This window comes from Rubrivivax soli (genome assembly GCF_049810355.1).
Taxonomy (GTDB): Bacteria; Pseudomonadota; Gammaproteobacteria; order Burkholderiales; family Burkholderiaceae_C; genus Rubrivivax.
The window spans coordinates 3,205,015-3,225,791 of sequence record NZ_CP187368.1 but is presented as its reverse complement, the minus strand read 5'-3'; the positions used below and the strand labels follow the sequence as shown (position 1 = coordinate 3,225,791).

19 protein-coding genes are annotated in these 20,777 nt (G+C 72.0%); 7 read left to right on the top strand and 12 right to left on the bottom strand.

Annotated elements, in window-relative coordinates:
- Nucleotides 1-79: 79 nt before the first annotated feature.
- The 3 genes from ACPOLB_RS14670 to argS form a co-directional block, all read right to left on the bottom strand.
- Nucleotides 80-724, bottom strand: coding sequence for a thiol:disulfide interchange protein DsbA/DsbL (locus tag ACPOLB_RS14670; RefSeq protein WP_425256737.1), 645 nt, complete (start codon nucleotides 722-724; stop codon nucleotides 80-82).
- Between the two features lie 88 nt (nucleotides 725-812).
- On the bottom strand, nucleotides 813-1,445 hold the full coding sequence (locus ACPOLB_RS14665; RefSeq protein ID WP_425256736.1) for an SPOR domain-containing protein: 633 nt from the start codon (nucleotides 1,443-1,445) through the stop codon (nucleotides 813-815).
- Nucleotides 1,442-3,148, bottom strand: coding sequence for an arginine--tRNA ligase (gene argS / locus ACPOLB_RS14660; protein ID WP_425256735.1), 1,707 nt, complete (start codon nucleotides 3,146-3,148; stop codon nucleotides 1,442-1,444). The genes ACPOLB_RS14665 and argS overlap by 4 nt, the downstream gene beginning before the upstream one ends.
- 138 nt (nucleotides 3,149-3,286) lie before the next feature.
- Between argS and ACPOLB_RS14655 the strand changes: the two genes are divergently transcribed.
- Both ACPOLB_RS14655 and ACPOLB_RS14650 read left to right on the top strand, forming a co-directional pair.
- A complete protein-coding gene (locus ACPOLB_RS14655) occupies nucleotides 3,287-4,651 on the top strand; it encodes a serine/threonine-protein kinase (protein WP_425256734.1) in 1,365 nt (454 codons plus the stop codon).
- A gap of 114 nt (nucleotides 4,652-4,765) precedes the next feature.
- Nucleotides 4,766-5,050, top strand: coding sequence for a PsiF family protein (locus tag ACPOLB_RS14650; protein WP_425256733.1), 285 nt, complete (start codon nucleotides 4,766-4,768; stop codon nucleotides 5,048-5,050).
- An 18-nt stretch (nucleotides 5,051-5,068) separates the two neighbouring features.
- Here the strand turns inward: ACPOLB_RS14650 and ACPOLB_RS14645 are convergent, their stop codons facing one another.
- On the bottom strand, nucleotides 5,069-5,977 hold the full coding sequence (locus ACPOLB_RS14645; protein WP_425256732.1) for a LysR family transcriptional regulator: 909 nt from the start codon (nucleotides 5,975-5,977) through the stop codon (nucleotides 5,069-5,071).
- 86 nt (nucleotides 5,978-6,063) lie between these two features.
- On the opposite strand from ACPOLB_RS14645, the gene ACPOLB_RS14640 reads away from it, so the two are divergent.
- Together ACPOLB_RS14640 and ACPOLB_RS14635 are read left to right on the top strand one after the other, a co-directional pair.
- Nucleotides 6,064-6,735 (top strand): haloacid dehalogenase type II, encoded by a 672-nt coding sequence (locus tag ACPOLB_RS14640; RefSeq protein WP_425256731.1) that lies wholly within the window; start codon nucleotides 6,064-6,066, stop codon nucleotides 6,733-6,735.
- Nucleotides 6,736-6,791: 56 nt separating this feature from the next.
- Nucleotides 6,792-8,987: a malate synthase G gene (locus tag ACPOLB_RS14635; protein WP_425256730.1), complete on the top strand. Its 2,196-nt coding sequence runs from the start codon at nucleotides 6,792-6,794 to the stop codon at nucleotides 8,985-8,987.
- A 42-nt stretch (nucleotides 8,988-9,029) separates the two neighbouring features.
- Here the strand turns inward: ACPOLB_RS14635 and ACPOLB_RS14630 are convergent, their stop codons facing one another.
- Genes ACPOLB_RS14630 through ACPOLB_RS14615 form a run of 4 tightly spaced genes read right to left on the bottom strand, consistent with a single transcriptional unit; the run spans nucleotide 9,030 to nucleotide 11,392 of the window.
- Complete coding sequence (locus tag ACPOLB_RS14630) at nucleotides 9,030-9,443, bottom strand: HIT family protein (protein WP_425256729.1); 414 nt, start codon at nucleotides 9,441-9,443, stop codon at nucleotides 9,030-9,032.
- Nucleotides 9,440-10,531, bottom strand: a complete 1,092-nt coding sequence (locus tag ACPOLB_RS14625; RefSeq protein ID WP_425256728.1) for a M14 family metallopeptidase — start codon at nucleotides 10,529-10,531, stop codon at nucleotides 9,440-9,442. Before ACPOLB_RS14625 ends, ACPOLB_RS14630 begins: the two co-directional genes overlap by 4 nt.
- A gap of 48 nt (nucleotides 10,532-10,579) precedes the next feature.
- Nucleotides 10,580-10,966: a hypothetical protein gene (locus ACPOLB_RS14620; RefSeq protein ID WP_425256727.1), complete on the bottom strand. Its 387-nt coding sequence runs from the start codon at nucleotides 10,964-10,966 to the stop codon at nucleotides 10,580-10,582.
- 51 nt (nucleotides 10,967-11,017) lie between these two features.
- The gene (locus ACPOLB_RS14615; protein ID WP_425256726.1) at nucleotides 11,018-11,392 is read right to left on the bottom strand and encodes a TraR/DksA family transcriptional regulator; all 375 of its coding nucleotides are present in this window, start codon (nucleotides 11,390-11,392) and stop codon (nucleotides 11,018-11,020) included.
- Nucleotides 11,393-11,531: 139 nt separating this feature from the next.
- Here ACPOLB_RS14615 and ACPOLB_RS14610 point away from each other — a divergent pair, with 139 nt between their 5' ends.
- Genes ACPOLB_RS14610 through ACPOLB_RS14600 form a run of 3 tightly spaced genes read left to right on the top strand, consistent with a single transcriptional unit; the run spans nucleotide 11,532 to nucleotide 15,287 of the window.
- Nucleotides 11,532-12,758 carry an NAD(P)/FAD-dependent oxidoreductase gene (locus ACPOLB_RS14610; protein WP_425256725.1) on the top strand — a complete coding sequence of 409 codons (1,227 nt, stop codon included), beginning with the start codon at nucleotides 11,532-11,534 and terminating at the stop codon, nucleotides 12,756-12,758.
- 23 nt (nucleotides 12,759-12,781) lie between these two features.
- Entirely contained in the window at nucleotides 12,782-13,537 is a 756-nt protein-coding gene (locus tag ACPOLB_RS14605; protein WP_425256724.1) for a class II glutamine amidotransferase, read from the top strand.
- A 52-nt stretch (nucleotides 13,538-13,589) separates the two neighbouring features.
- The gene (locus tag ACPOLB_RS14600; protein ID WP_425256723.1) at nucleotides 13,590-15,287 is read left to right on the top strand and encodes a M14 family metallopeptidase; all 1,698 of its coding nucleotides are present in this window, start codon (nucleotides 13,590-13,592) and stop codon (nucleotides 15,285-15,287) included.
- A 16-nt stretch (nucleotides 15,288-15,303) separates the two neighbouring features.
- On the opposite strand, the gene ACPOLB_RS14595 is transcribed toward ACPOLB_RS14600, so the two are convergent.
- Genes ACPOLB_RS14595 through pyrF form a run of 4 tightly spaced genes read right to left on the bottom strand, consistent with a single transcriptional unit; the run spans nucleotide 15,304 to nucleotide 20,764 of the window.
- Complete coding sequence (locus tag ACPOLB_RS14595) at nucleotides 15,304-15,726, bottom strand: hypothetical protein (RefSeq protein WP_425256722.1); 423 nt, start codon at nucleotides 15,724-15,726, stop codon at nucleotides 15,304-15,306.
- A gap of 40 nt (nucleotides 15,727-15,766) precedes the next feature.
- The gene (locus tag ACPOLB_RS14590; RefSeq protein ID WP_425256721.1) at nucleotides 15,767-16,615 is read right to left on the bottom strand and encodes an acyl-CoA thioesterase; all 849 of its coding nucleotides are present in this window, start codon (nucleotides 16,613-16,615) and stop codon (nucleotides 15,767-15,769) included.
- A 41-nt stretch (nucleotides 16,616-16,656) separates the two neighbouring features.
- Nucleotides 16,657-19,920, bottom strand: coding sequence for a PAS domain S-box protein (locus ACPOLB_RS14585; RefSeq protein ID WP_425256720.1), 3,264 nt, complete (start codon nucleotides 19,918-19,920; stop codon nucleotides 16,657-16,659).
- 22 nt (nucleotides 19,921-19,942) lie between these two features.
- On the bottom strand, nucleotides 19,943-20,764 hold the full coding sequence (pyrF, locus tag ACPOLB_RS14580) for an orotidine-5'-phosphate decarboxylase (protein WP_425256719.1): 822 nt from the start codon (nucleotides 20,762-20,764) through the stop codon (nucleotides 19,943-19,945).
- Nucleotides 20,765-20,777: the final 13 nt, after the last annotated feature.

The following is a 20,777-nucleotide window of genomic DNA, read 5'->3' as shown; positions in this document are numbered from 1 at the left end:
TTCGGCGTGCATTTCCGCGCGTTCGCAACAGCGGCGCGGCCGGCGGCGCGCCTGCTGCCGCCGGGCGGGCGGTGCTGGCCTACCCCTGGCGCGCGCGGGCGATCAGGAAGTCGGTGACGGCCAGTGCGCGGTCGTGGCCACCGGCCAGCGCGCCCGAGGTGAAGTACCGGCCCTGGATGCCCATCGCCGGCACGCCGTCGATCTTGTAGGCGTCGCTGAGCTGGCGCGCGCGGTTGGCCTGCGTCGCGACCTGGAACGACTTGAACATCTCGCTGAACTTGGCGCCGTCGACGCCGTTGGCGCTGACGAAGGCGACCATGTCCGACTCGCTGATCAGGCGCTTGTTCTGCACGTGGATGGCGGCAAAGATCTTCTTGTGCAGCGCTTCGAGCTGGCCCATGGCTTCCAGCGCGTAGAACATCTTCTGCGCCGCCTGGTGGCGGGCGGTGAAGCCCACGGGCACGTGGCGGAAGGCGACGTCGGCGGGCAGCTTCTTGGCCCAGGCGTTGACCAGCGGGTCGAAGACGTTGCAGTGCGGGCACTCGTACCAGAAGAACTCGACCACCTCCACCTTCTTGCCGGGAGGCAGGCTCACCGGGGCCGGCGTCTGCAGCCGCACGTACTGCTGGCCTTCGACGGGCCCGCCCTGGGCGCTGGCGGCGCCGGTCAGCGCCATGCCGAGGCCGGCTCCGGCCACCTGGATCGAGAAATCGCGCCGCTTCATGAAAGTCCTTTCGGGGGTTGTTCTGTGGTGTCGGCAGACGGTGGAGTCGGCGCCCGGAGCCGAGTTCCACGCGCCGCCGTGCAGGGCGTCACTGCCGCTCGACGCGCACCAGCCGCGCGTCGATGCCGGCCTGGCTGAGCCGGCCCTGCACGCCGTCGGCGTCCTCGCGGGCCTCGTACGGGCCCACGCGCACGCGGTACACCGTGCGCCCGGACTGTTCGCGCTCGCTGACCTTGGCTTCCAGGCCCACGAGTGCCAGCTTGGCGCGCTGCTGCTCGGCTTCTTCGCTGCGCGTGTAGGCACCGGCCTGCACGAAGTACACAAACGGCTGAGGCCCCGCTGCGGTGGACGCGGCGCTGCCGAACGTGGCGCCCGACAGGATCGCGGCCGGGTCGCGTGCCGGCGCCGCCGGGCGCGCGGCGGCGCCGCTGGCGGCGGCCAAGGGGGGCGGAGACACCGCCGGGCCGGAGCCCGAGGCCGCGGGGGCGGCCGGGATCGCTGGCCGCACCGCGCTCCTGCCGCCGAGCGGGCCGTTGGGGTCCCAGTTCTTGTTGCGCTCGGTCTCGGCGTTGTCCTGCTCGGCCGTGCGCTGCGGCACCTTGTTGACGAAGGGCACCGGCGCCTTGGTGATGTAGAGCGCCACGCCCAGGGCCAGCGCCAGGCCGGCCAGCAGCCCGACCACCAGGCCGAGCACGAAGCCGCCGCGTTGCGACATCTTCATGGCGCCACCTCCGCGCTGGCCGGCGTCTCGCGCGCCATCGCTTCCGGCGCGCTGACGCCCAGCACGAACAAGGCGTTGCGCAGCACCTGCGCCGTGGCCGCCAGCAACGCCATGCGCGCGTGCGCCAGCGCCGGGTCGTCGACGAGAAAGCGCTCGGCGCCGTAGTAGCTGTGGAAGGCCGCGGCCAGGTCGCGCAGGTAGAAGGTCACGTCGTGCGGCGCCAGGTCGGCGGTGGCGCGCTCCAGCATGCCGGGGAAGGCCGCCAGCTGCAGCATCAGCGCGGCCTCGGTGGGCGCGGTCAACAGCGCCAGGTCGGCCTGCGCGAAGTCGCGCGTGCCGGTGTAGGCCGCCAGCACCGAGCAGATGCGCGCATGCGCGTACTGCACGTAGAACACCGGGTTCTCGTCGTTGGCCTTCAGCGCCAGGTCGATGTCGAAGGTGAACTCGGTGTCGCCCTTGCGGCTGATGAGGAAGAAGCGCACCGCGTCGCGGCTGGTCCACTCGATCAGGTCGCGCAGCGTCACGTAGCTGCCGGCGCGCTTGGAGATCTTCACCTCCTGGCCGCCCTTCATCACCGTGATCATCTTGTAGAGCACGTAGTCGGGGTAGCCGGCCGGGATGCCCAGGTCCACCGCCTGCAGGCCCGCACGCACCCGTGCCACGGTGCCGTGGTGGTCGGTGCCCTGCACGTTGATGACCTTGCCGTAGCCGCGCTCGAACTTGGCCACGTGGTAGGCGACGTCGGGCACGAAGTAGGTGTACGAGCCGTCGGACTTGCGCATCACGCGGTCCTTGTCGTCGCCGTACTCGGTGGTGCGCAGCCACAGCGCGCCGTCCTGTTCATAGGTCTTGCCGGCGGCGACGAGTCGCCGCACGGTGTCCTCGACGCGGCCGTCGGTGTAGAGGCTGCTTTCCAGGTAGAAGTGGTCGAAGTGCACGCCGAAGGCCTGCAGGTCCAGGTCCTGCTCGTGGCGCAGGTAGGCGACCGCGAACTTGGCGATGCCGTCGATGTCGTCGGGGTCGCCGCTGGCGGTGAAGGCCCGGTCGTCGGCATGCACTGTCTTCTTCGCGGCGAAGTCGGCGGCGATGTCGGCGATGTAGTCGCCGTTGTAGGCGGCTTCGGGCCAGCCGTCGTCGCCCGGCTTCAGGCCCTTCAGCCGGGCCTGCGTGCTCGTGGCCAGGGTCTGGATCTGCACGCCGGCGTCGTTGTAGTAGAACTCGCGCAGCACCTGCCAACCCTGGCTGTCCAGCAGGTGGCTGAGCGCGTCGCCCAGCGCGGCGTTGCGGCCGTGGCCCACGTGCAGCGGTCCGGTGGGGTTGGCCGACACGAACTCCACCATCACCTTCTGGCCGTTCGCCGGCTTGCGGCCGAACTGCGCGCCGCCGGCCAGCACCTCGGCCACCACCGCCTGCTTGGCGGCGGGCGTCAGGCGCAGGTTGATGAAGCCCGGGCCGGCGATCTCGAGCGCCTGCACCCAGCGCTGCACCGCGGGCTGGCGCTGCAGCGCCTCCACCAGCGCCAGCGCCAGTTCGCGCGGGTTCTTCTTCAGCGTGCGCGACAGTGCCATCGCCGCCGTGACGGCGAAGTCGCCGTGTGCGGCCTGCTTGGGCGACTCGAAGGCGGCCACCGTGGACGTGCCCGGCGCCAGCTCGGCGAGCGCGGCAGCCAGGGCCTGCAGCAGTTCCTGCTTGGCTTGGATCATCGGGCGATTCTACTTTTCGGCCCCTGCACGGCCTGCCGCCCGGGATTGACGGCGCTTTGCCGTCAAGTTCGGGGCACCGCCGCCCCCGCGAAGCTGGCACCATCGCAGGCCGCGTGCACTTGTTCACGCCCTGCACCCATGCCGCCGCCGTCACCAGACTTCATCCTGTCGGACACCCCCGGGACCGCCCTGCCCGCGCAGATCGGCAAGTACCGCGTGCTCGCCAAGCTCGGCGAAGGCGCGACCAGCGAGGTCTTCCTGGCCCGCGACGACTTCCACGGCGTCGAGGTGGCGATCAAGCGCGTGCGCACCGCGGTGCTGAGCGACTCCCGCGAGAGCCACTTCCAGCGGCGCTTCTTCGCCGCCGAAGCGGCGCTGGTGGGCCGGTTGCAGCACCCGAACGTGGTGCGCATCCTCGACGCCGTGTCCGAGGTCGACGAGCCGCCCTACCTGGTGATGGAGTTCGTGCCCGGCTCGACGCTGCGCAAGTTCTGCCGCGCCGACGCGCTGCTGCCGCTGGACCAGATCGTGGAAATCGGCTTCAAGTGCGCGATGGCGCTGGACTACATGTTCCGCCAGGGCCTGATCCACCGCGACGTGAAGCCGGCGAACCTGCTGGCCACGCTGGACGGCGACCACGTGGTCGACGTGAAGATCACCGACTTCGGCAGCGTCTTCAACCTCGATGCCGACCGCACGCAGATCTACCGCGTGGGCTCGCTGGCCTACATGTCGCCCGAGCAGCTCGACGGCGACACGCTCGACTGCCGCGCCGACATCTACTCGCTCGCGGGCGTGCTGTACCACCTGATCGCCGGGCGTCCGCCGTTTGATGCGGTGCAGCAGGCGGCCATCATGCACCAGATCTACACCGCCACGCCGCCGCCGCTGCAGGGGCTGCGCGAGGGTGTCTCGCCGGCGCTGGAGGCGCTGATCCTGCGTGCGCTGTCGAAGAACCGCGACGAGCGGCCGGCCAACTGGGAAGAGTTCGCGCAGGCGCTGTCGGCCCTGGTGGCCAACCGCGACGTGCCGCGCGGGCAGCTGCAGGGCGTGCTCGACTCCGAGCGTTTCAACCTGCTGCGCAAGCTCGAGTTCTTCACCGGCTTCGGCGACGTCGAGCTCTGGGAGGTGGTGCACCGCGCGAAGTGGCAGCGCTTCAGCTTCGGCCACGCGCTGTACCGCAAGGGCCAGGAAGGCAACAGCTTCCACATCATCGCGCTCGGCCAGGTCGACGTGTACCGCGACGGCCAGCGCGTGGCGCAGCTGGGCGCGGGCAACTCGGTGGGCGAGATGGCCTACCTGGCGCCCAGCCCCGACCTGCGCGTGCACAGCGCCGACATCCTGGTGTCGGACCCGCTGACCTGCATCAGCTTCACACCCGACACGCTGCAGCAGCTGTCGATCAACACGCGCCACCTCTTCGACAACGCCTTCATCCGCGTGCTGGTGCGGCGCCTGCACGCCGCGCACGAGGCGCTGGCGCACCCGCGGCGCATCCTCTAGGCCAGCCCGGCGCACCCGGCTTGCCGCAGGGCGGGCCCGGTGGTGCAATCGGTGCCGGCGCTCCGCGCACGGAACGCCGACATGGCGACGAAGCCCCACTGAGGAGAACACCCGATGAAGCACCTGATCACCGCTGCCGCACTGGCGCTGGGCCTGCTGTCCGGCGCCGCCCTGGCCGCCGAACCCACGGCGCAGCAGAGCAAGATGGCCACCTGCAACAAGGACGCCGGCGACATGAAGGGCGACGAGCGCAAGGCCTTCATGAAGGACTGCCTGTCGGCCAAGAAGGAGACGCAGCAGTCGCGCATGACCATGTGCAACAAGGAGGCCGGCGCCATGAAGGGCGACGAGCGCAAGAAGTTCATGAGCGAGTGCCTCTCGACCAAGAAGTCGAGCTGACGGCACGCGGCGCAGCCGCTACGGGATGGTCCAGTAGGTGTTGTCCCCGTAGGTGTGCTTGATGAAGTCGATCCACAGCCGCACCCGCAGCGGCAGGTGCTTGCGCTGCGGGAACACGGCATAGATCCCGTTCGGCGGCGCAGCGAAGTCCGCCAGGACCTCGCGCAGCCGGCCGTCGGCGATCTCGTGCTCCACCTCCCAGGTGCTGCGCCAGGCGATGCCCAGGCCCTGCAGGCACCAGGCGTGCAGCACCTGGCCGTCGCTGCAGTCGAGCCGGCCGCTCGGGCGCAGGTGCGTCACCTCGCCATCCACCAGGAAGGCCCAGCCGCGCGTCTGGCTGGCGTCGGAGCTGAGCGTCAGGCACTCGTGGCGTGACAGCTCGGCCGGCGTGGCCGGCATGCCGGCGCGCTGCAGGTAGGCGGGGGCGGCCACGCAGAGCCGGCGGTTGTCGGCCAGGCGCACGCTGACGAGGCTGGAGTCGGGCAGGTCGCCCACGCGCACGGCGCAGTCGAAGCCCTCGTTGACGATGTCGACCACGCGGTCGCTGAGGTTCAGGCTCAGGCTGACGTCGGGATGCTCGGCGATGAACCGCGGCACCAGCGGCGCCACGTGGCGGCGGCCGAAGCCCGCCGGCGCGGTCACGCGCAGGTGGCCGCTGGCCTTCACGCCGCCGGCGCTGACGCTCGCCTCGGCGTTGGCCAGGTCGGCCAGCAGGCGCTGGCAGTCTTCCAGGAAGGCGCTGCCTTCGTGCGTCAACGTGATGCGGCGCGTGGTGCGCACCAGCAGCTTCACGCCCAGCCGTTCCTCCAGCGCGTCGATGCGCCGCCCGATCACCGCCGGCGCCACGCCCTCGGCGTGGGCGGCGGCCGTCAGGCTGCCCTTGGTGGCGACGGCGGCGAAGGATTCGATCTGCTTGAGGCGGTCCATGGCGTTCGACTATGCAACAAAACCGCAGGAATCATCGTCAATCTCGGCACTTAATGCTGTGCTGCGCATGGAATACAGTGCATGCGATGGCCCCCAAAGCGGTTCTCTTCGACGCCTACGGCACCTTGTTCGACGTCTACAGCGTCGGCATGCTGGCCGAGCAGCTGTTCCCCGGGCAGGGCGAGCGGCTGGCGCAGCTGTGGCGCGACAAGCAGATCGAGTACACGCGCCTGGTGTCGATGAGCGGGCGCTACCAGCCGTTCTGGGAGCTCACGCGCGCCGGCCTGCGCTTCGCGACGGCGCGGCTCGGCCTGGCGCTGGACGCCGCGGCCGAAGACCGGCTGATGAACCAGTACCGCCATCTCAGCGCCTTCCCCGAGAACCGCGCGGTGCTGGCCGCGCTGCGCGCACGCGGCGTGCCGGCCGGCATCCTGAGCAACGGCGACCCCGAGATGCTGGGCGTGGCCGTGAAGAGCGCGGGCTTCAGCGGGCTGCTGCAGCACGTGCTCAGCGTGCACGGCGTGCAGCGCTACAAGACCGACCCCGCCGCCTACGCGCTGGGCCCTGCGGCCTTCGGTTGCGCCGCGCGCGAGATCCTGTTCGTGTCCAGCAACGGCTGGGACGCCATCGGCGCCACCTGGTACGGCTACACCACGCTGTGGGTGAACCGCACGGGCGCGCCGCTGGAGCAGCTCGACACCGCCCCCACGCGCACGGGCACGAGCCTGCGCGACGTGCTGTCCTTCTTTCCGACCTGATTCCCGCCTCCGATCCCCGTTTCCGACTCCACCTCTTTCCCGCGGACCCCCACGCCATGACCGAACGCATCCAGCACCACCGCCTGCACGTCGCCCAGACCCTGGCCACCTTCATCGACACACGCGTGCTGCCCGGCACCGGCATCGAGCCCGCGGCCTTCTGGGCCGGCTTCGATGCCATCGTGGCCGACCTGGCACCGAAGAACGCCGCGCTGCTGGCCGAACGCGACCGCCTGCAGGCCGAGCTCGATGCCTGGCACCGCGCCCACCCCGGGCCGGTGACGAAGAAGGCCGCGTACCGCAAGTTCCTGCAGCAGATCGGCTACCTGGTGCCCGAGCCGGGCCGCGTGAAGGCGACGACGAAGAACGTCGACGCCGAACTGGCGCTGCAGGCCGGCCCGCAGCTGGTGGTGCCGATCACCAACGCGCGCTATGCGCTCAACGCCGCCAACGCGCGCTGGGGCAGCCTGTACGACGCGCTGTACGGCACCGACGCGCTGCCCTCCGACGGCGGCGCCGAGAAGGGCACCGGCTACAACCCGGTGCGCGGCGCCCGCGTCATCACCTACGCGCGCCACGTGCTCGACCGCTGCGCGCCGCTGAAGAAGGGCTCGCACCTGGACTCCGCCGCCTACCGCGTGGTCGACAACCAGCTGCAGGTGACGCTGAAGAACGGCAGCAGCACGGGCCTGAAGAACCCGGCGCAGTTCGTCGGCTTCCAGGGCGAAATGGACGCGCCCTCGGCGGTGCTGCTGGTGCACCACGGCCTGCACATGGACATCCGCATCGACCGCAGCACCGCCATCGGCGCCAGCGACCCCGCGGGCGTCAGCGACCTGGTGCTGGAGTCGGCGCTGTCCACCATCCTCGACCTGGAAGACTCGGTCGCGGTGGTCGACGCCGACGACAAGGTGCAGGCCTACGGCAACTGGCTGGGCATCCTGCAGGGCACGCTGACCGAGCAGGTCAGCAAGGGCGGGCAGACCTTCACGCGCGGCCTCCACCCCGATCGCCTCTACACCGGCCCGCGCGGCGAGGACGTGGTGCTGCACGGCCGCAGCCTGCTGTTCGTGCGCAACGTCGGCCACCTGATGACGAACCCGGCGATCCTGTGGGGCGATGACCGCCGCGAGATCCCCGAAGGCATCCTCGACGCCGTCGTCACCACCACCATCGCGCTGCACGACCTGCAGGGCCGCGGCGCCGGCGGCATCCGCAACAGCCGCCGCGGCAGCGTCTACATCGTCAAGCCGAAGATGCACGGCCCGGCCGAGGTGGCGTTCGCCAGCGAGCTGTTCGGTCGCGTCGAGCAGCTGCTGGGCCTGCCCAAGGCCACCGTGAAGCTGGGCATCATGGACGAGGAGCGCCGCACCAGCGTCAACCTGAAGGCCTGCATCGCCGCCGCGGCCGACCGCGTGGCCTTCATCAACACCGGCTTCCTCGACCGCACCGGCGACGAGATGCACACCGCCATGCAGGCCGGTCCGATGCTGCGCAAGGGCGACATGAAGACCACCGCCTGGATCCAGGCCTACGAGCGCAACAACGTGCTGGTGGGCCTGCAGTGCGGGCTGCGCGGCAAGGCGCAGATCGGCAAGGGCATGTGGGCCATGCCCGACCTGATGGCCGCGATGCTGCAGCAGAAGATCGCGCACCCGCTGGCCGGCGCCAACACGGCCTGGGTGCCCAGCCCAACCGCCGCCACGCTGCATGCGCTGCACTACCACCAGGTCGACGTCTTCAAGGTGCAGAAGGCGCTGGAGAAGGTGGACGCCGACGCCGAGCGCGCGACGCTGCTCGACGGCCTGCTGACGGTGCCGGTGGCGAAGCAGCCGAACTGGACCGACGAACAGAAGCAGCAGGAGCTGGACAACAACGCGCAGGGCATCCTGGGCTACGTGGTGCGCTGGGTCGACCAGGGCGTGGGCTGCTCCAAGGTGCCCGACATCCACAACGTGGGCCTGATGGAAGACCGCGCCACGCTGCGCATCAGCAGCCAGCACATGGCGAACTGGCTCGCGCACGGCGTCGTGACCAAGGCCCAGGTGAAGAGCACCTTGAAGCGCATGGCCAAGGTGGTCGACCAGCAGAACGCCGGCGACCCGGCCTACCAGAAGATGGCGGGCCGCTTCGACGAGAGCGCCGCGTTCCAGGCCGCCAGCGACCTGGTGTTCCAGGGCCTGCGCCAGCCCAGCGGCTACACCGAGCCGCTGCTGCACGCCTGGCGCCTGAAGGTCAAGGCCGCGGCCTGACCGGCTGAGCGCCTGAGCTCCTGCCGGTCCGCCGGCGCTGCGTCAGTCGCGCAGCGCCGGCGCCAGCTGCGCCGCCAGCGCGCGCAGCCGTTCGATGCCGGGCTCGCGCCGCGGCCAGGTCAGCCCGACACCGTCGTCGTCATGGCGCGGCAGCACGTGCAGGTGCAGGTGCGGCACGGTCTGCCAGCCGGCCGTGCCGTTGGCCTGCAGCACCGTGATGCCCGCCGGCGCGAAGACCTGCTGCACCGCGATGGCGATGCGGCGCGCCGCGCGCATCAGCGCCGCGGCCTCGTCGTCGCTGCAGTCCATCAGCGTGGCCACCGGCCGTTTTGTCGCGACGATGACGTGGCCGTCGTTGACCTGGCCCGCGTCCATGAACGCGAAGACGTGGGCGTCCTCGTAGACAGGCGCGCTCGGCCATTCGCCGCTGAGCAGGCGCTCGAAGACGGTGGTCATCCCGGACCTCCCGGTGCCGTCGCCAGCCCGTGCAGCGCCTGCCGGAACACCTGGTCGCTGCGGAACAGCACCATCTCCTTCCAGTCGTCGTGCGGCGGGAAGAAGTGGTCGCGCAACGCGTCGCGGATCGGCGCCGCCGACGCGCTGCGCGGGTCGCCGTGCTGCCACAGCCAGTGGTCGTCGCGCAGCACGGTCTCGCCGCGCGGCGGCTGGTAGGTGCCGAACTCCAGCGCCACGAAGGCGATGTCGGCGTGCGCCAGCGCGCGCTCGTAGCCGAACTCGCTGAGCCCGTACTTCGCCTGCGAGCTGCTGGTGCCCAGCAGCGGCTCGGTGACGCTGTCGCCCCACCAGCGGCGCGCGCGCCGCACGCGGTCGCCGCCCGGCGCGTGGTTGCAGATCGGCTCGCCGTAGCCGTAGGGCCCGAGACCCGTGTGCAGGTCGACGATGGCCACCGTGCGCGCATGCGGCAGGTGGCGCGCGAGGATGGCCTCGCTGGTGCGCCGCGCCCAGGTGGGGCCGTCGCCGCCGTAGAAGATGCCGTCGGGGTGCGTGTACTGGCCGCTGGAGCGCGCGAAGCGCTCGGCCGCCGCGCCGTGGCGGTCGCGCCAGGCGGCGATGGTGGCCTCGCAGGCCGCCAGCGTGGCCGCGTCCAGCGCCCGCGGGCCGTAGGCCGCGTGCAGCTCGGCATAACCCGGGTTGGCGGGCAGCGGCTGCGTGTAGTCGACCCAGTTGCGGTTCAGGTCGACGTTCTCTTCCGTCACGCGCCGCTGCCACGCGAAGCCGTGCGGGTTCACCGCGTGCACCAGCAGCACCGCGGTGCCATCGGCCAGCCGCGGCGGCCGGCGCAGCAGCGCCACCTGCGGCCCGCTGCCGGCGAAGCCTTCGACGCCGTGCGTGGCCGAGACCACCACCAGCACGTTGGGCGCATCGGGCGCGCCCAGCCAGGCGGTGTCGCAGGCCAGCGCCTCGCCGGCCGGCCCCGCCAGCGGGTGCGGCCAGTGGCCGACCGCAGCACCGGCCGCCTGCGCGGCCGAGAGAAACTTGTCGCGAGCCTCGGTGTACGAGGTGGAGAAGACGGAGAGATCCATCAGCGGCATCCGAGTGGGGATGCCGCCGATTGTGCGGCGTGGGTGCCGTCAGGGCGCGGTGGGCGTCGGCAGGCCGGCCATGCGGTCGTGCTTCAGGAAGTACTTGCGCGCCATCGCCACCAGTTGGTTGTCGCTGGGGTGGTCGACGCTCTGGTAGTCCACGATCTTCGGCACCAGCGCCGGGCGGTGCTTGCGCACGTAGTGCTGGAAGTCGGCCAGGCCGGTGCTCGGGCCCACGGCCAGCACCTCGGCGATGCCGTCGAGCGCGTCGCAGACGTGGCCGAAGAACTCGTGTTCGCTGCGCACCTGGTTGCCGTGCGTCTTGGTGTGCGCGGTGCGCGCCTTGATCTTCTGCGCTTCGACATGCTCGGCGTCGAACTGCAGCACCTGGGCCTGCTGGTGGTCGACGAAGACGACGGCGTGGAGGGTGGTCATCGGTGGGGTCGCTTTCGGTGGACGTTGAAGGGAAGGGGTGAAGGTCGGCTGTCAGTCGCCCTGGCGTTCACGCTGGCCTTCGCAGGCCACGCAGCGCAACGCCCAGGGCTCGACCTTCAGGCGGTCGAAGGGGATCTCGGCGCCGCAGTCGCCGCACAGGCCGTAGTCGGCGCCGTGCACGCGGGCCAGCGCCTCGCTGACCGCGCCCAGCTCCTGCAGGCCGCGGTCCGACAGCGCCATGTCCAGCGCGCGGTCGCCCTCGCGCTGCGGCGCGTCGTCGCCGTCCTGCTGCAGCACGTCGTGCGCGTGCTCGGCGCGGCTCAGTCCCTGGTGGTGCTCGGCCAGCTGGCGGTCCAGCTGGTGCTGGCGCTGCACCAGTGCGGCTTCCAGCAGCGCGCGCTGGCCGGTGGTGAGGTGGGTGGACATGGGGTCTCCTTCGGGTGACTGGCGTGCCGGGCTTGCCCGACCGTCCGGACCATCATGCGCCGCAGCGCGCAGCAGGGGCTTGATGGCCATCAAGCGCCGCGCGGCACGCCGTCACCCCCTGCCTACAATGCCGGCTGCCATGGCGACCCCCGACACCTCCCCGCTTCCGGCCACCTGCGACGTGCTCGTCGTCGGAGCAGGGCCGGCAGGCAGCGCCTGCGCGCAGACGCTGGCAGCGGCCGGCCACCAGGTGCTGCTGGTCGACCAGCACGACTTCCCGCGCGACAAGATCTGCGGCGACGGGCTGATCCCCGACAGCCACGCCGCGCTGCGCCGGCTGGGCGTGCACGACGAGGTCATGGCGCAGGCGCGGCACGTGCAGCACGTGCGCTGCATCGCGCCGCGCGGCGGCGTGGTCGACGTTCCCGGCACGCTGGCCGTGCTGCCGCGCAAGCAGCTCGACCACATCCTGGTGCGCGCGGCGCAGCGCGCCGGCGCGACGCTGGCGACACCGGTCCGCTTCGAGGCGCCGCTGCTCGACGGCGAGCGCGTCGTCGGCGCGCGGCTCAAGACCGCCCGCGGCGTGCACGAGGTCGGCGCGCGCTGGGTCGTGCTGGCCACCGGCGCCGTGCCGGCCGCGGCCATCGCCGCCGGCGTCAACGAACGCCGCACGCCCAGCGGCATCGCGCTGCGCGGCTACGTGAAGAACGACGCGATGGTCGGCCGCATCACGCAGCTGCAGATGCTGTGGCACCCGCGGCTGTCGGGCGGCTACGGCTGGATCTTCCCGGCGCCGGACGGCGTCTTCAACATCGGCGCCGGCCTCACCGGCAGCCACGGCAAGGGCCGCGACGGCCGCCATGCGATGCAGGACGTCAACCTGCGCCAGATGTTCGACGCCTTCTGCGAGGTGCACGCCCCCGCGCGCGCGCTGATGCAGGGCGGCAGCATCGTCGGCGAGATCAAGGGCGCGCCGCTGCGCTGCTCGCTGCTGGGGGCGAAGTGGTCGCGGCCGGGCCTGCTCGTCACCGGCGAGGCCGCGGGCAGCACCTACGCCTTCACCGGCGAGGGCATCGGCAAGGCCATGGAGACCGGCATGCTGGCCGCGCAGGCCGTGCTGCAAGGCGGCGACGAACCCGGCGTGCGTGCGCAGTACGAGGCGTCGCTGCGGGCGCTGAAGCCCAAGTTCGACCTCTACGAGAAGGCCGCGCACGTGAACCACCGGCCCTGGCTGGCCGACCTGGTGGTCTGGCGCGCACGCAAGAGCCCGCGCATCCTGCGGCGCATGAGCGGCGTGCTCGAGGAGACGCAGAACCCGGGCCGCCTGTTCAGCTGGCGCGGCATCACGAAGCTGATGTTCGAATGACTGCGTACCTGTAGGCGCTCTCGATGTGCCAGCTCTTGGGAATGAACGCCAACACGCCGACCGACGTGATGTTCAGCTTCACCGGCCTGGCCTGCCGCGCCGACGAGCACAAGGACGGCTTCGGCATCGCGTTCTTCGAGAACCGCGGCCTGCGCCACTTCATCGACCACCACAGCGCGCGCCACAGCCCGGTGGCGGGGCTGGTGAAGAACTACCCGATCAAGAGCGACAACGTCATCGCCCACATCCGCAAGGCCACGCAGGGCCGCGTGGCGCTCGAGAACGCCCACCCCTTCGTGCGCGAGCTGTGGGGCCGCTACTGGGTGTTCGCGCACAACGGTGACCTGAAGGACTATGCGCCGCGCCTGCACGGCGCCTTCCGCCCGGTGGGCGACACCGACAGCGAGCGCGCCTTCTGCTGGCTGATGCAGGAGCTGGCCAAGGCCCACGCCAGCGTGCCCAGCATCGACGAGCTCACGCACACGCTGCGCGAGCTGCTGCCGCAGCCGGCGCGCCACGGCACCTTCAACATGCTGCTGTCCAACGGCCAGGCGCTGTGGGCGCACGGGTCGACGAAGCTGTGCGCGCTGGAGCGCCGCCACCCCTTCGGCGCCGCGACGCTGGCCGACGAGGACCTCAGCGTCGACTTCGGCCAGCACACCACGCCGAACGACCGCGTGGCGGTGGTGGCCACCGAGCCGCTGACCACCGGCGAGCGTTGGTCGGCGTTCGCGCCGGGCGAACTGCGCGTGTTCGTGGACGGCGCACGCGCCTGCTGAGCGCTGCCGCCGGCACAATCCGCGGCTTCATCTTCCGCAGCAGCCCCGCCCGATGCCCGCCATTCCCGTTCCGCGCTTCGACCAGTTCTACCGCCACGCCGAACTCACCCGCCTGCTGCAGGACTACGCCGCGGCGCTGCCCGGGCTGGTCACGCTGCGCAGCATCGGCAAGAGCTGGGAAGGGCGCGACATCTGGCTCGTCACGCTCACCAGCACGGCCACCGGCGCCGACACCGACAAGCCCGCGTTCTGGGTCGACGGCAACATCCACGCCGCCGAGCTGACCGCCAGCACCGCCTGCCTGTACTGGCTGCACGCGCTGGTCACCGGCTACGACAGCGGCGACGCGCAGGCGCGCCAACTGCTGGACACGCGCGTGGTCTACATGGTGCCGCGGCTGAACCCCGACGGCGCCGAGCTGGCGCTGGCCGACCGGCCGCGCCACATCCGCAGCAGCACGCGGCCCTACCCCTACGACGAGGCGCCGGTCGACGGCCTGACGATCGAGGACGTCGACGGCGACGGCCGCATCCTCTACATGCGCCAGCCCGACCCGCACGGCCCCTGGAAGGCGCACGCGGCCGATGCGCGGCTGATGGTGCCGCGCGAGCCCGGCGAGTTCGGTGGCACCTACTACCGCGTGATGCCCGAAGGCACGCTGAAGCACTTCGACGGGCTCAAGATCACCGCCAACAAGGACGTCGAGGGCCTGGACCTGAACCGCAACTTCCCGGCCTACTGGCGCCAGGAATTCGAGCAGGTCGGCGCCGGCCCCTACCCCACCAGCGAGCCCGAGGTGCGCGCGATGGTGGACTTCATCACCAGCCACCCCAACATCGGCGCGGCGGTCAGCTTCCACACGCACAGCGGCGTGATCCTGCGGCCGATGGGCACGCAGAGCGACGACGACATGACGCCCGAGGACCTGTGGATGGTCAAGCGGCTGTCCGAGCTGGGGGCGAAGCTCACCGGCTACCCCGCCATCAGCACCTTCCACGACTTCAAGTACCACCCGAAGGAAGTCATCACCGGCACGCAGGACTGGGTCTACGAGCACCTGGGCGCGCTGTTCTGGACGGTGGAGATCTGGGCGCCGAACAAGGAGGCCGGCATCACCGACTACCAGTGGATCGAGTGGTACCGCGACCACCCGCCCGAGGACGACCTGAAGCTGCTGCAGTGGAGCGACACGCAGTGCAACGGCCAGGCGCACGTCGACTGGAAGCCGTTCCAGCACCCGCAGCTGGGCATGGTGGAGATCGGCGGCTGGGACAAGATGAACTTCTGGCGCAACCCGCCGCCGCACCTGCGCGAACGCGAGGCGGCGCGCTTCCCGGCCTGGCTGGCGCAGCTGACGCTGTCGCTGCCCAAGCTGGAGGTGCTGCGCACCGAGGTGCGCGCACTCGGCAACGACACCTGGCGCGTGCGCTTCGCGGTGGCCAACAGTGGCTACCTGCCCAGCAACATCAGCAAGCGTGCGATCGAGCGCAAGACGGTGCGCGGCACCGTGTTCCAGATCCACCTGCCGCCGGGCGTGACGCTGGTGAGCGGACGCGAGCGCGTCGAGGGCCCGCATCTGGACGGCCACGCGCCGAAGGCCACGCTGCAGGCCTTCCTGCCCAACCGCGACATCACGGCCGACCGCGCCGTGGTCGAATGGGTGGTGCAGGGCGCTGCGGGCACGGCGATCGCGCTCAGCGCCACGGCCGACCGCGCCGGCAGCGTGCACACCGAGGTGACACTCGACTGAGAGGCCGGCGCTGCGCTCAGTGCGTGCGGCCGCCGCGGCGCCCGACCGGCGCCTTCTTCGCGGCCGGGGCCGGGGCTTCCTTGGCGGCAGCACCGCCGCCCGCGCCGCCGGTGCCCGCCAGCAGTGCCGCGCCGCTGAGGCCGGCGAACAGCTGCGCCGCGCGCACCTTGATCTCCAGCAGCTCCGAGGCGCTCACCGCGTACTGGCCGGTGACCTTGTTGACGTCGACGCGGAACTCCACGTCGCGGCCGTTGTGCGAGAGCACGCCGCTGGTGAATTCGTAGTCGTCGCTCTCGAACGGCAGCGGGCCGTCGGCGATGTCGGGGTCGTCGTAGGTGACGCGGCTGATGTCGCCGCTGGCCAGGTCGAGCAGGCCCGTCGACGTGATGACCTCCTCGCTGAGTTCATCGGTGATGACGATCGGTACCTTCAGATCCACGGCGCTGCCCTTGCTCGGTCAAACCCTGGATTCTGCCTGCTCAGGCCTTGTAGTACACGGTCTGCTGGCTGCTGGCGAGCAGCTGCCCGCCGTCGCTCCAGAGTTCGGCACGCTGGTCGAAGAAGCCCTGGTGGAAGCGCAGGCCGCGCGCGCAGGCCAGCAGAGGCCGCGTGCCCTGCGCGGCGCAGTCGGCGGCGCCGGCGTGGAAGTGCACCGTCATCGACACCGTGCCGGCCGGCGTGAAGCGGCCGCGGCGGCGGAAGATGCGCGGGTAGAACAGGTCGCACAGCGCGGTGAGCGCCAGCGCGTCCAGCGGGCGCGGCGGCGTGTCGCGCACCCAGGCGAGCGTGAGCGACTCGTCGCTGGTGGTGGCCGGCGTGCCGGCGTCCGCGTCGTCGGCGCCGTCCGCGCCGTCCAGCCGGAACGGCACCCAGGCGCCGTGCACGAAGCGCATCTCGTAGCGGTCGGGCCACACCACGCGCCCCGGCGGCGGCGTCACGGCCACCTGCGCGGCCGGCGGCACCACGGGCATGGCCAGCTCGTCGGCACCCCAGGTGTCGCGGCGCAGCGCGAACACCGCGGTGCCGGTGGTGGCAACCGTGCCGCCCTGGTGCAGCGCCAGCGTCCAGTGCTGCGTGGTGCGTGTGGTGCGCACCGGCAGCGCCTCGATGCGGAAGGGGCCTTCGGCCACCGGCCCGGCGTAGTTGACCGTCAGCGCCAGCGGCTCGCCCAGGCGCTGCGGGTGGCTGCAGGCGGCGTTGAGCAGCGTGGCCGCGGTGATGCCGCCGAAGGGGCCGACCATGTTGGCCCAGGCCGGATGCGTCGCACCGTGGCCGTGGGCGTCGAGCGCGACCGCGGCGTCGAAGGGGTGGGGGGTGGCAGCTGTCATGTGCCGATGATGCCGCGCCGGCGCGCGCTGCAGCGATGGCGTCAGTCGGCGACCGCCGCGCGGCGCACCCAGCGCCGCAGCGTCTCGCGCAGCCTGTCGGCGTCGATGGGCTTGGTGAGGAAATCGTCCATGCCCGCGCCGATGGCGGCCTGGCGCTCGCTGACGAGGGCCGCGGCCGTGAGCGCGATGATGGGCAGGTGGCGGCCGCTGTCGCGCTCGCGCAGCATGCGCGTGGCCTCGTGGCCGCTCATCACCGGCATCTGCACGTCCATCAGCACGGCGTCGAAGGGGTGCCCGGCGGCATGGGCACGTTCCACGGCCTCCACGGCCAGGCGCCCGTCGCTGGCCTGCTCGACCTGCACGCCCCAGCGTTCCAGCAGCGCCACGGCGATCAGCATGTTGACCGGGTTGTCCTCGGCCATCAGCACCCGCACGCCGCGCAGTTGCAGCGCGCCGGCGGCGCTGCCGTCGTGCGCCAGCGCCGCAGGCGCCGGGCAGGCCGGCAGCGGCAGATCGGCCCAGAAGACGCTGCCGGCGCCGAAGCGGCTGCGCACCCCGACCGTGCCGCCCATCAGCTGCGCGAGCTCGCGGCAGATCGACAGCCCGAGCCCGGTGCCGCCGAAGCGCCGCGTGGTCGACTGGTCGGCCTGCGTGAAAGGGTGGAACAGCCGCGCCTGCGTGGCGTCGTCGATGCCGGGGCCGGTGTCGTGCACCTCGAAGCGCACCTGGTCGCCGCTGCGCCAGGCCTGCAGCTGCACGCTGCCCGCAGCGGTGAACTTCAGCGCGTTGCTGAGGTAGTTGCTGAGGATCTGGCGCACGCGCAGCGCGTCGCCGAGCGCGCCGCCGTCGACGCCCGGGCCCAGCTCCAGCGTCAGCGGCAGGTCGCGCGCGGCCGCCAGCGTGGCGTAGCCGCGCTGCACGGTGCGCAGCAGCGCGCCCAGGTCGAAGGGCATGCGCTCGAGGTCGAGGTGGCCAGCCTCGATCTTCGACAGGTCCAGGATGTCGGAGATGATGGTCGCCAGGTTCTGCGCGCTGTCGGCGATCTGCTCCAGGTACTGCTGCCGGCGTTCGCCGTCCAGCGCCGGGTCGCGTGCCATCTGCGCCAGGTGCAGCATGCCGTTGAGCGGCGTGCGCAGCTCGTGGCTGGTGTTGGCGAGGAAGGCGCTCTTGGCGCGGCTGGCGGCCTCGGCGGCGTCGCGCGCGGCGGCCAGCGCGCCCTCGAACTGGCGCCGCTCGGTCACGTCCTCGACGATCCAGATCGTGCCGCCCGCGGCCGGGTGCGTGGGGTCGATGGCGCGCGCCAGCATGCGCGCCAGGAAGGTGCTGCCGTCGCGCCGCGTCACCGGCCGCTCCAGCTCGACCTGCTCGCCGCGCGCCAGCGGCGGGCCGATGGTGCGGCCGATCTCGGCATAGGCATCGGCGTCGCGCCAGACCGCGCTGCCGGGCTGGTCCACCAGGCCGCCCGGGGGCCAGCGCAGCATCTGCTCGAAGCAGGGGTTGGCGAGCACGAAGCGGCTGTTGCGCGTGACCGCGATGCCGATCGACGCGTTGGCCAGGATGGCCTCGCGCTCCAGCCGCGTGCGTTCGGTCTCGGTGACGTCGCGCGCGTTGACCACCAGGTACTCGCGCCGGTCCATCACGAAGCGGCCGGCCGACACCAGCATCGAGACGACGCCGCCCTGCTTGGTGTTGAAGCGCGCCGGCACCTCGCTCACGTGGCCCAGCCGCTGCACCTCGGCGACGATGTGCTGGCGCGACGCCGCGTCGTGCCAGATGCCGATCTCCATCGAGGTGCGGCCCACCACCTCGGCGGCGGTGAAGCCGGTGAGCTTCTCGAAGGTGCGGTTGACCATCGCGTAGCGGCCCGTCACCAGGTCGGTCAGCGTGATGACGTCGGGGCTCGTGGCCACCAGGTGCTGCAGCAGCGCCTCGGAGCGGCGCACGGCTTCCTCGGCGGTGCGGCGCTCGGTGTCGTCGACGTAGATCGACAGCGTCGCCGGCCCGCCGGGGGCGGCCACGCGCACGCCGGTGCCGCGCACCGCAAGGCGGCGGCCGGTGCGCGGCTGCAGGCGGAAGTCGGTCACCGGCAGCGCCGTGCCCAGCGGCTGCAGGTTCAGCTCCTCCAGGCGCCGGCGCGCGCGCTCGCGCGAGTCCCCGCTCTCGTAGCTGGCCAGCAGGTCGCGGCCGCGGAAGGCCTCCAGCGTGTCGTGGCCGAACATGTCCAGCGCCGCCGGGTTGGCGTCGATCACGCGCCCGTCGCGGTGCAGCACCAGCGGCGTCGGGATGCGCGCGAACAGCTCCTGGTAGCGCGTCTCGGTGGCCTGCAGCGCCTGGCGCGCGGCGAGGTCGTCGGTGACGTTGCGCGCCACGCCCCAGTAGCCCTTGAAGACGCCGCGCTGGTCGAAGCGCGGCTCGCCGCTGATGACGAAGCCGAGCTGGCGCCCGCCGGCCGAGGTCCAGTGCACCAGCCGGTCGCGGAAGGGCACGCGCGTGTCCAGGTCGGTCAGCAGCAGGTCCAGCGTCTCGGGGTCGCAGCCGAACTGCGGCAGCTCCCAGGGCACCTGGCCCAGGCCCGCGGCCAGCGACAGCGCGCGGCCCTTGTGGCGCTGGTCGTTGGCCGTGACCATGCGGTACTGGTGGTCGATCTCCCAGTAGGCGTCGGCCGCCACCGCGAGCAGTCCGCGGAATCGCTGCTCGCGGTCGTCGGCCGAGCGCACGTAGCGCTGCACCACGTGCGCGATCAGCAGGCCCGAGGCCAGCCCCACGCCGACCGTGATCAGCAGCACCACCAGCCGCAGCAGGTCGCCCGGCACGCGCGCCACGCCCAGCGGCGGGGCGAACTGGTAGACACCGGCCAGCATCAGCGCGGCCAGCAGCGCCAGCGACAGGCCGGCGCGGCGGTGGGACGAGGTGCACAGGATGCACACGAAGATGCCGTACAGCGCATGGCCGGGCCAGGCGATGCCCCAGCCCAGGTGCAGCGACACCGCGCCGGTGAGCACGACGCCCAGCGCCAGCACCGCGAACATCCCGGCGCCGACGCGTGGCGCCGGCAGGCGCAGGCAGGCCAGCGCCAGCAGCGCCAGCCCCAGCATGCCGGCCATCGGCCCGGCCGCGCCGCCGCCGGCGCGCTCGGGCGGCAGCAGCAGCATCAGCAGCGCCGACAACGCCGACACGCCCGCAGCGGCCACGAAGAAGGCGCGCGCGATCAACGCCTGCACGTCGCGCCGCGTGTCCACCGCGCGCGCGGGCGGCGCGGGCGGCTGCGGATGCAGCGCGGTGTTGTTGGGCGAGGTCTCGTACAAGGCGCGCTGGGCTGGCGGGCCGTCAGCAGCCGTCGCGGGCGCGCTGCAGCGTGTCGCGCGTGGCCAGGGCCACGCGGCGGGCGGCGGCGGCGAAGTCCTCGCCGCTGCCGGCATACAGCACGGCGCGCGAGCTGTTGACGACGATGGGACCGCTCGCGCGCCAGCCGGCACGCACGGTGGCGGCGGCGTCGCCGCCCTGCGCACCGACACCCGGGATCAGCAGCGGCAGCGTCGGTGCGAGCGCGCGCACGCGGGCGATCTCGTCGGGGAACGTGGCGCCCACCACCAGCCCGAGCTGGCCGGTGCGGTTCCAGGCCCCTGCGGCGAGCCGGGCGATGTGTTCGTACAGCAGGTCGCCGCTGGCCAGGCGCTGCGCCTGCAGGTCGCTGCCGCCGGCGTTGCTGGTGCGGCACAGCAGGATCACGCCGCGGCCGTCCCAGCGCAGGAAGGGCTCGATCGAGTCGAAGCCCATGAACGGGCTCAGCGTCACCGCGTCGGCCTGGTAGCGCTCGAAGGCTTCACGTGCGTACTGCTCGGCGGTGCTGCCGATGTCGCCGCGCTTGGCGTCCAGGATCACCGGCACGCCGGGCGCGACGCGGCGGATGTGCGCCATCAGCCGTTCGAGCTGGTCCTCGGCGCGCTGCGCCGCGAAGTACGCGACCTGCGGCTTGTAGGCGCAGACCAGGTCCTTCGTGGCGTCGACGATGGCGGCGCAGAAGTCGGCGATGCGCGCCGGGTCGTTCTTCCACGCGCCGGGGAACTTCGCCGGTTCGGGGTCCAGGCCCACGCACAGCATCGAGCCGTTGCGCGCGGTGGCGGCGGCCAGGGTGTCGGTGAATCGCATGCGGTGCGGTGGT

Coding starts and splice junctions, on each gene's coding strand:
- ACPOLB_RS14620 (WP_425256727.1), bottom strand. CDS start 10,966: ATGACCACCCTCCACGCCGTCGTCTTCGTCGACCACCAGCAGGCCCAG.
- ACPOLB_RS14600 (WP_425256723.1), top strand. CDS start 13,590: ATGCCCGCCATTCCCGTTCCGCGCTTCGACCAGTTCTACCGCCACGCC.
- ACPOLB_RS14665 (WP_425256736.1), bottom strand. CDS start 1,445: ATGAAGATGTCGCAACGCGGCGGCTTCGTGCTCGGCCTGGTGGTCGGG.
- ACPOLB_RS14590 (WP_425256721.1), bottom strand. CDS start 16,615: ATGACAGCTGCCACCCCCCACCCCTTCGACGCCGCGGTCGCGCTCGAC.
- ACPOLB_RS14630 (WP_425256729.1), bottom strand. CDS start 9,443: ATGACCACCGTCTTCGAGCGCCTGCTCAGCGGCGAATGGCCGAGCGCG.
- ACPOLB_RS14670 (WP_425256737.1), bottom strand. CDS start 724: ATGAAGCGGCGCGATTTCTCGATCCAGGTGGCCGGAGCCGGCCTCGGC.
- ACPOLB_RS14645 (WP_425256732.1), bottom strand. CDS start 5,977: ATGGACCGCCTCAAGCAGATCGAATCCTTCGCCGCCGTCGCCACCAAG.
- ACPOLB_RS14615 (WP_425256726.1), bottom strand. CDS start 11,392: ATGTCCACCCACCTCACCACCGGCCAGCGCGCGCTGCTGGAAGCCGCA.
- ACPOLB_RS14605 (WP_425256724.1), top strand. CDS start 12,782: ATGTGCCAGCTCTTGGGAATGAACGCCAACACGCCGACCGACGTGATG.
- ACPOLB_RS14650 (WP_425256733.1), top strand. CDS start 4,766: ATGAAGCACCTGATCACCGCTGCCGCACTGGCGCTGGGCCTGCTGTCC.
- ACPOLB_RS14625 (WP_425256728.1), bottom strand. CDS start 10,531: ATGGATCTCTCCGTCTTCTCCACCTCGTACACCGAGGCTCGCGACAAG.
- ACPOLB_RS14640 (WP_425256731.1), top strand. CDS start 6,064: ATGGCCCCCAAAGCGGTTCTCTTCGACGCCTACGGCACCTTGTTCGAC.
- ACPOLB_RS14655 (WP_425256734.1), top strand. CDS start 3,287: ATGCCGCCGCCGTCACCAGACTTCATCCTGTCGGACACCCCCGGGACC.
- ACPOLB_RS14635 (WP_425256730.1), top strand. CDS start 6,792: ATGACCGAACGCATCCAGCACCACCGCCTGCACGTCGCCCAGACCCTG.
- ACPOLB_RS14610 (WP_425256725.1), top strand. CDS start 11,532: ATGGCGACCCCCGACACCTCCCCGCTTCCGGCCACCTGCGACGTGCTC.
- argS (WP_425256735.1), bottom strand. CDS start 3,148: ATGATCCAAGCCAAGCAGGAACTGCTGCAGGCCCTGGCTGCCGCGCTC.
- pyrF (WP_425256719.1), bottom strand. CDS start 20,764: ATGCGATTCACCGACACCCTGGCCGCCGCCACCGCGCGCAACGGCTCG.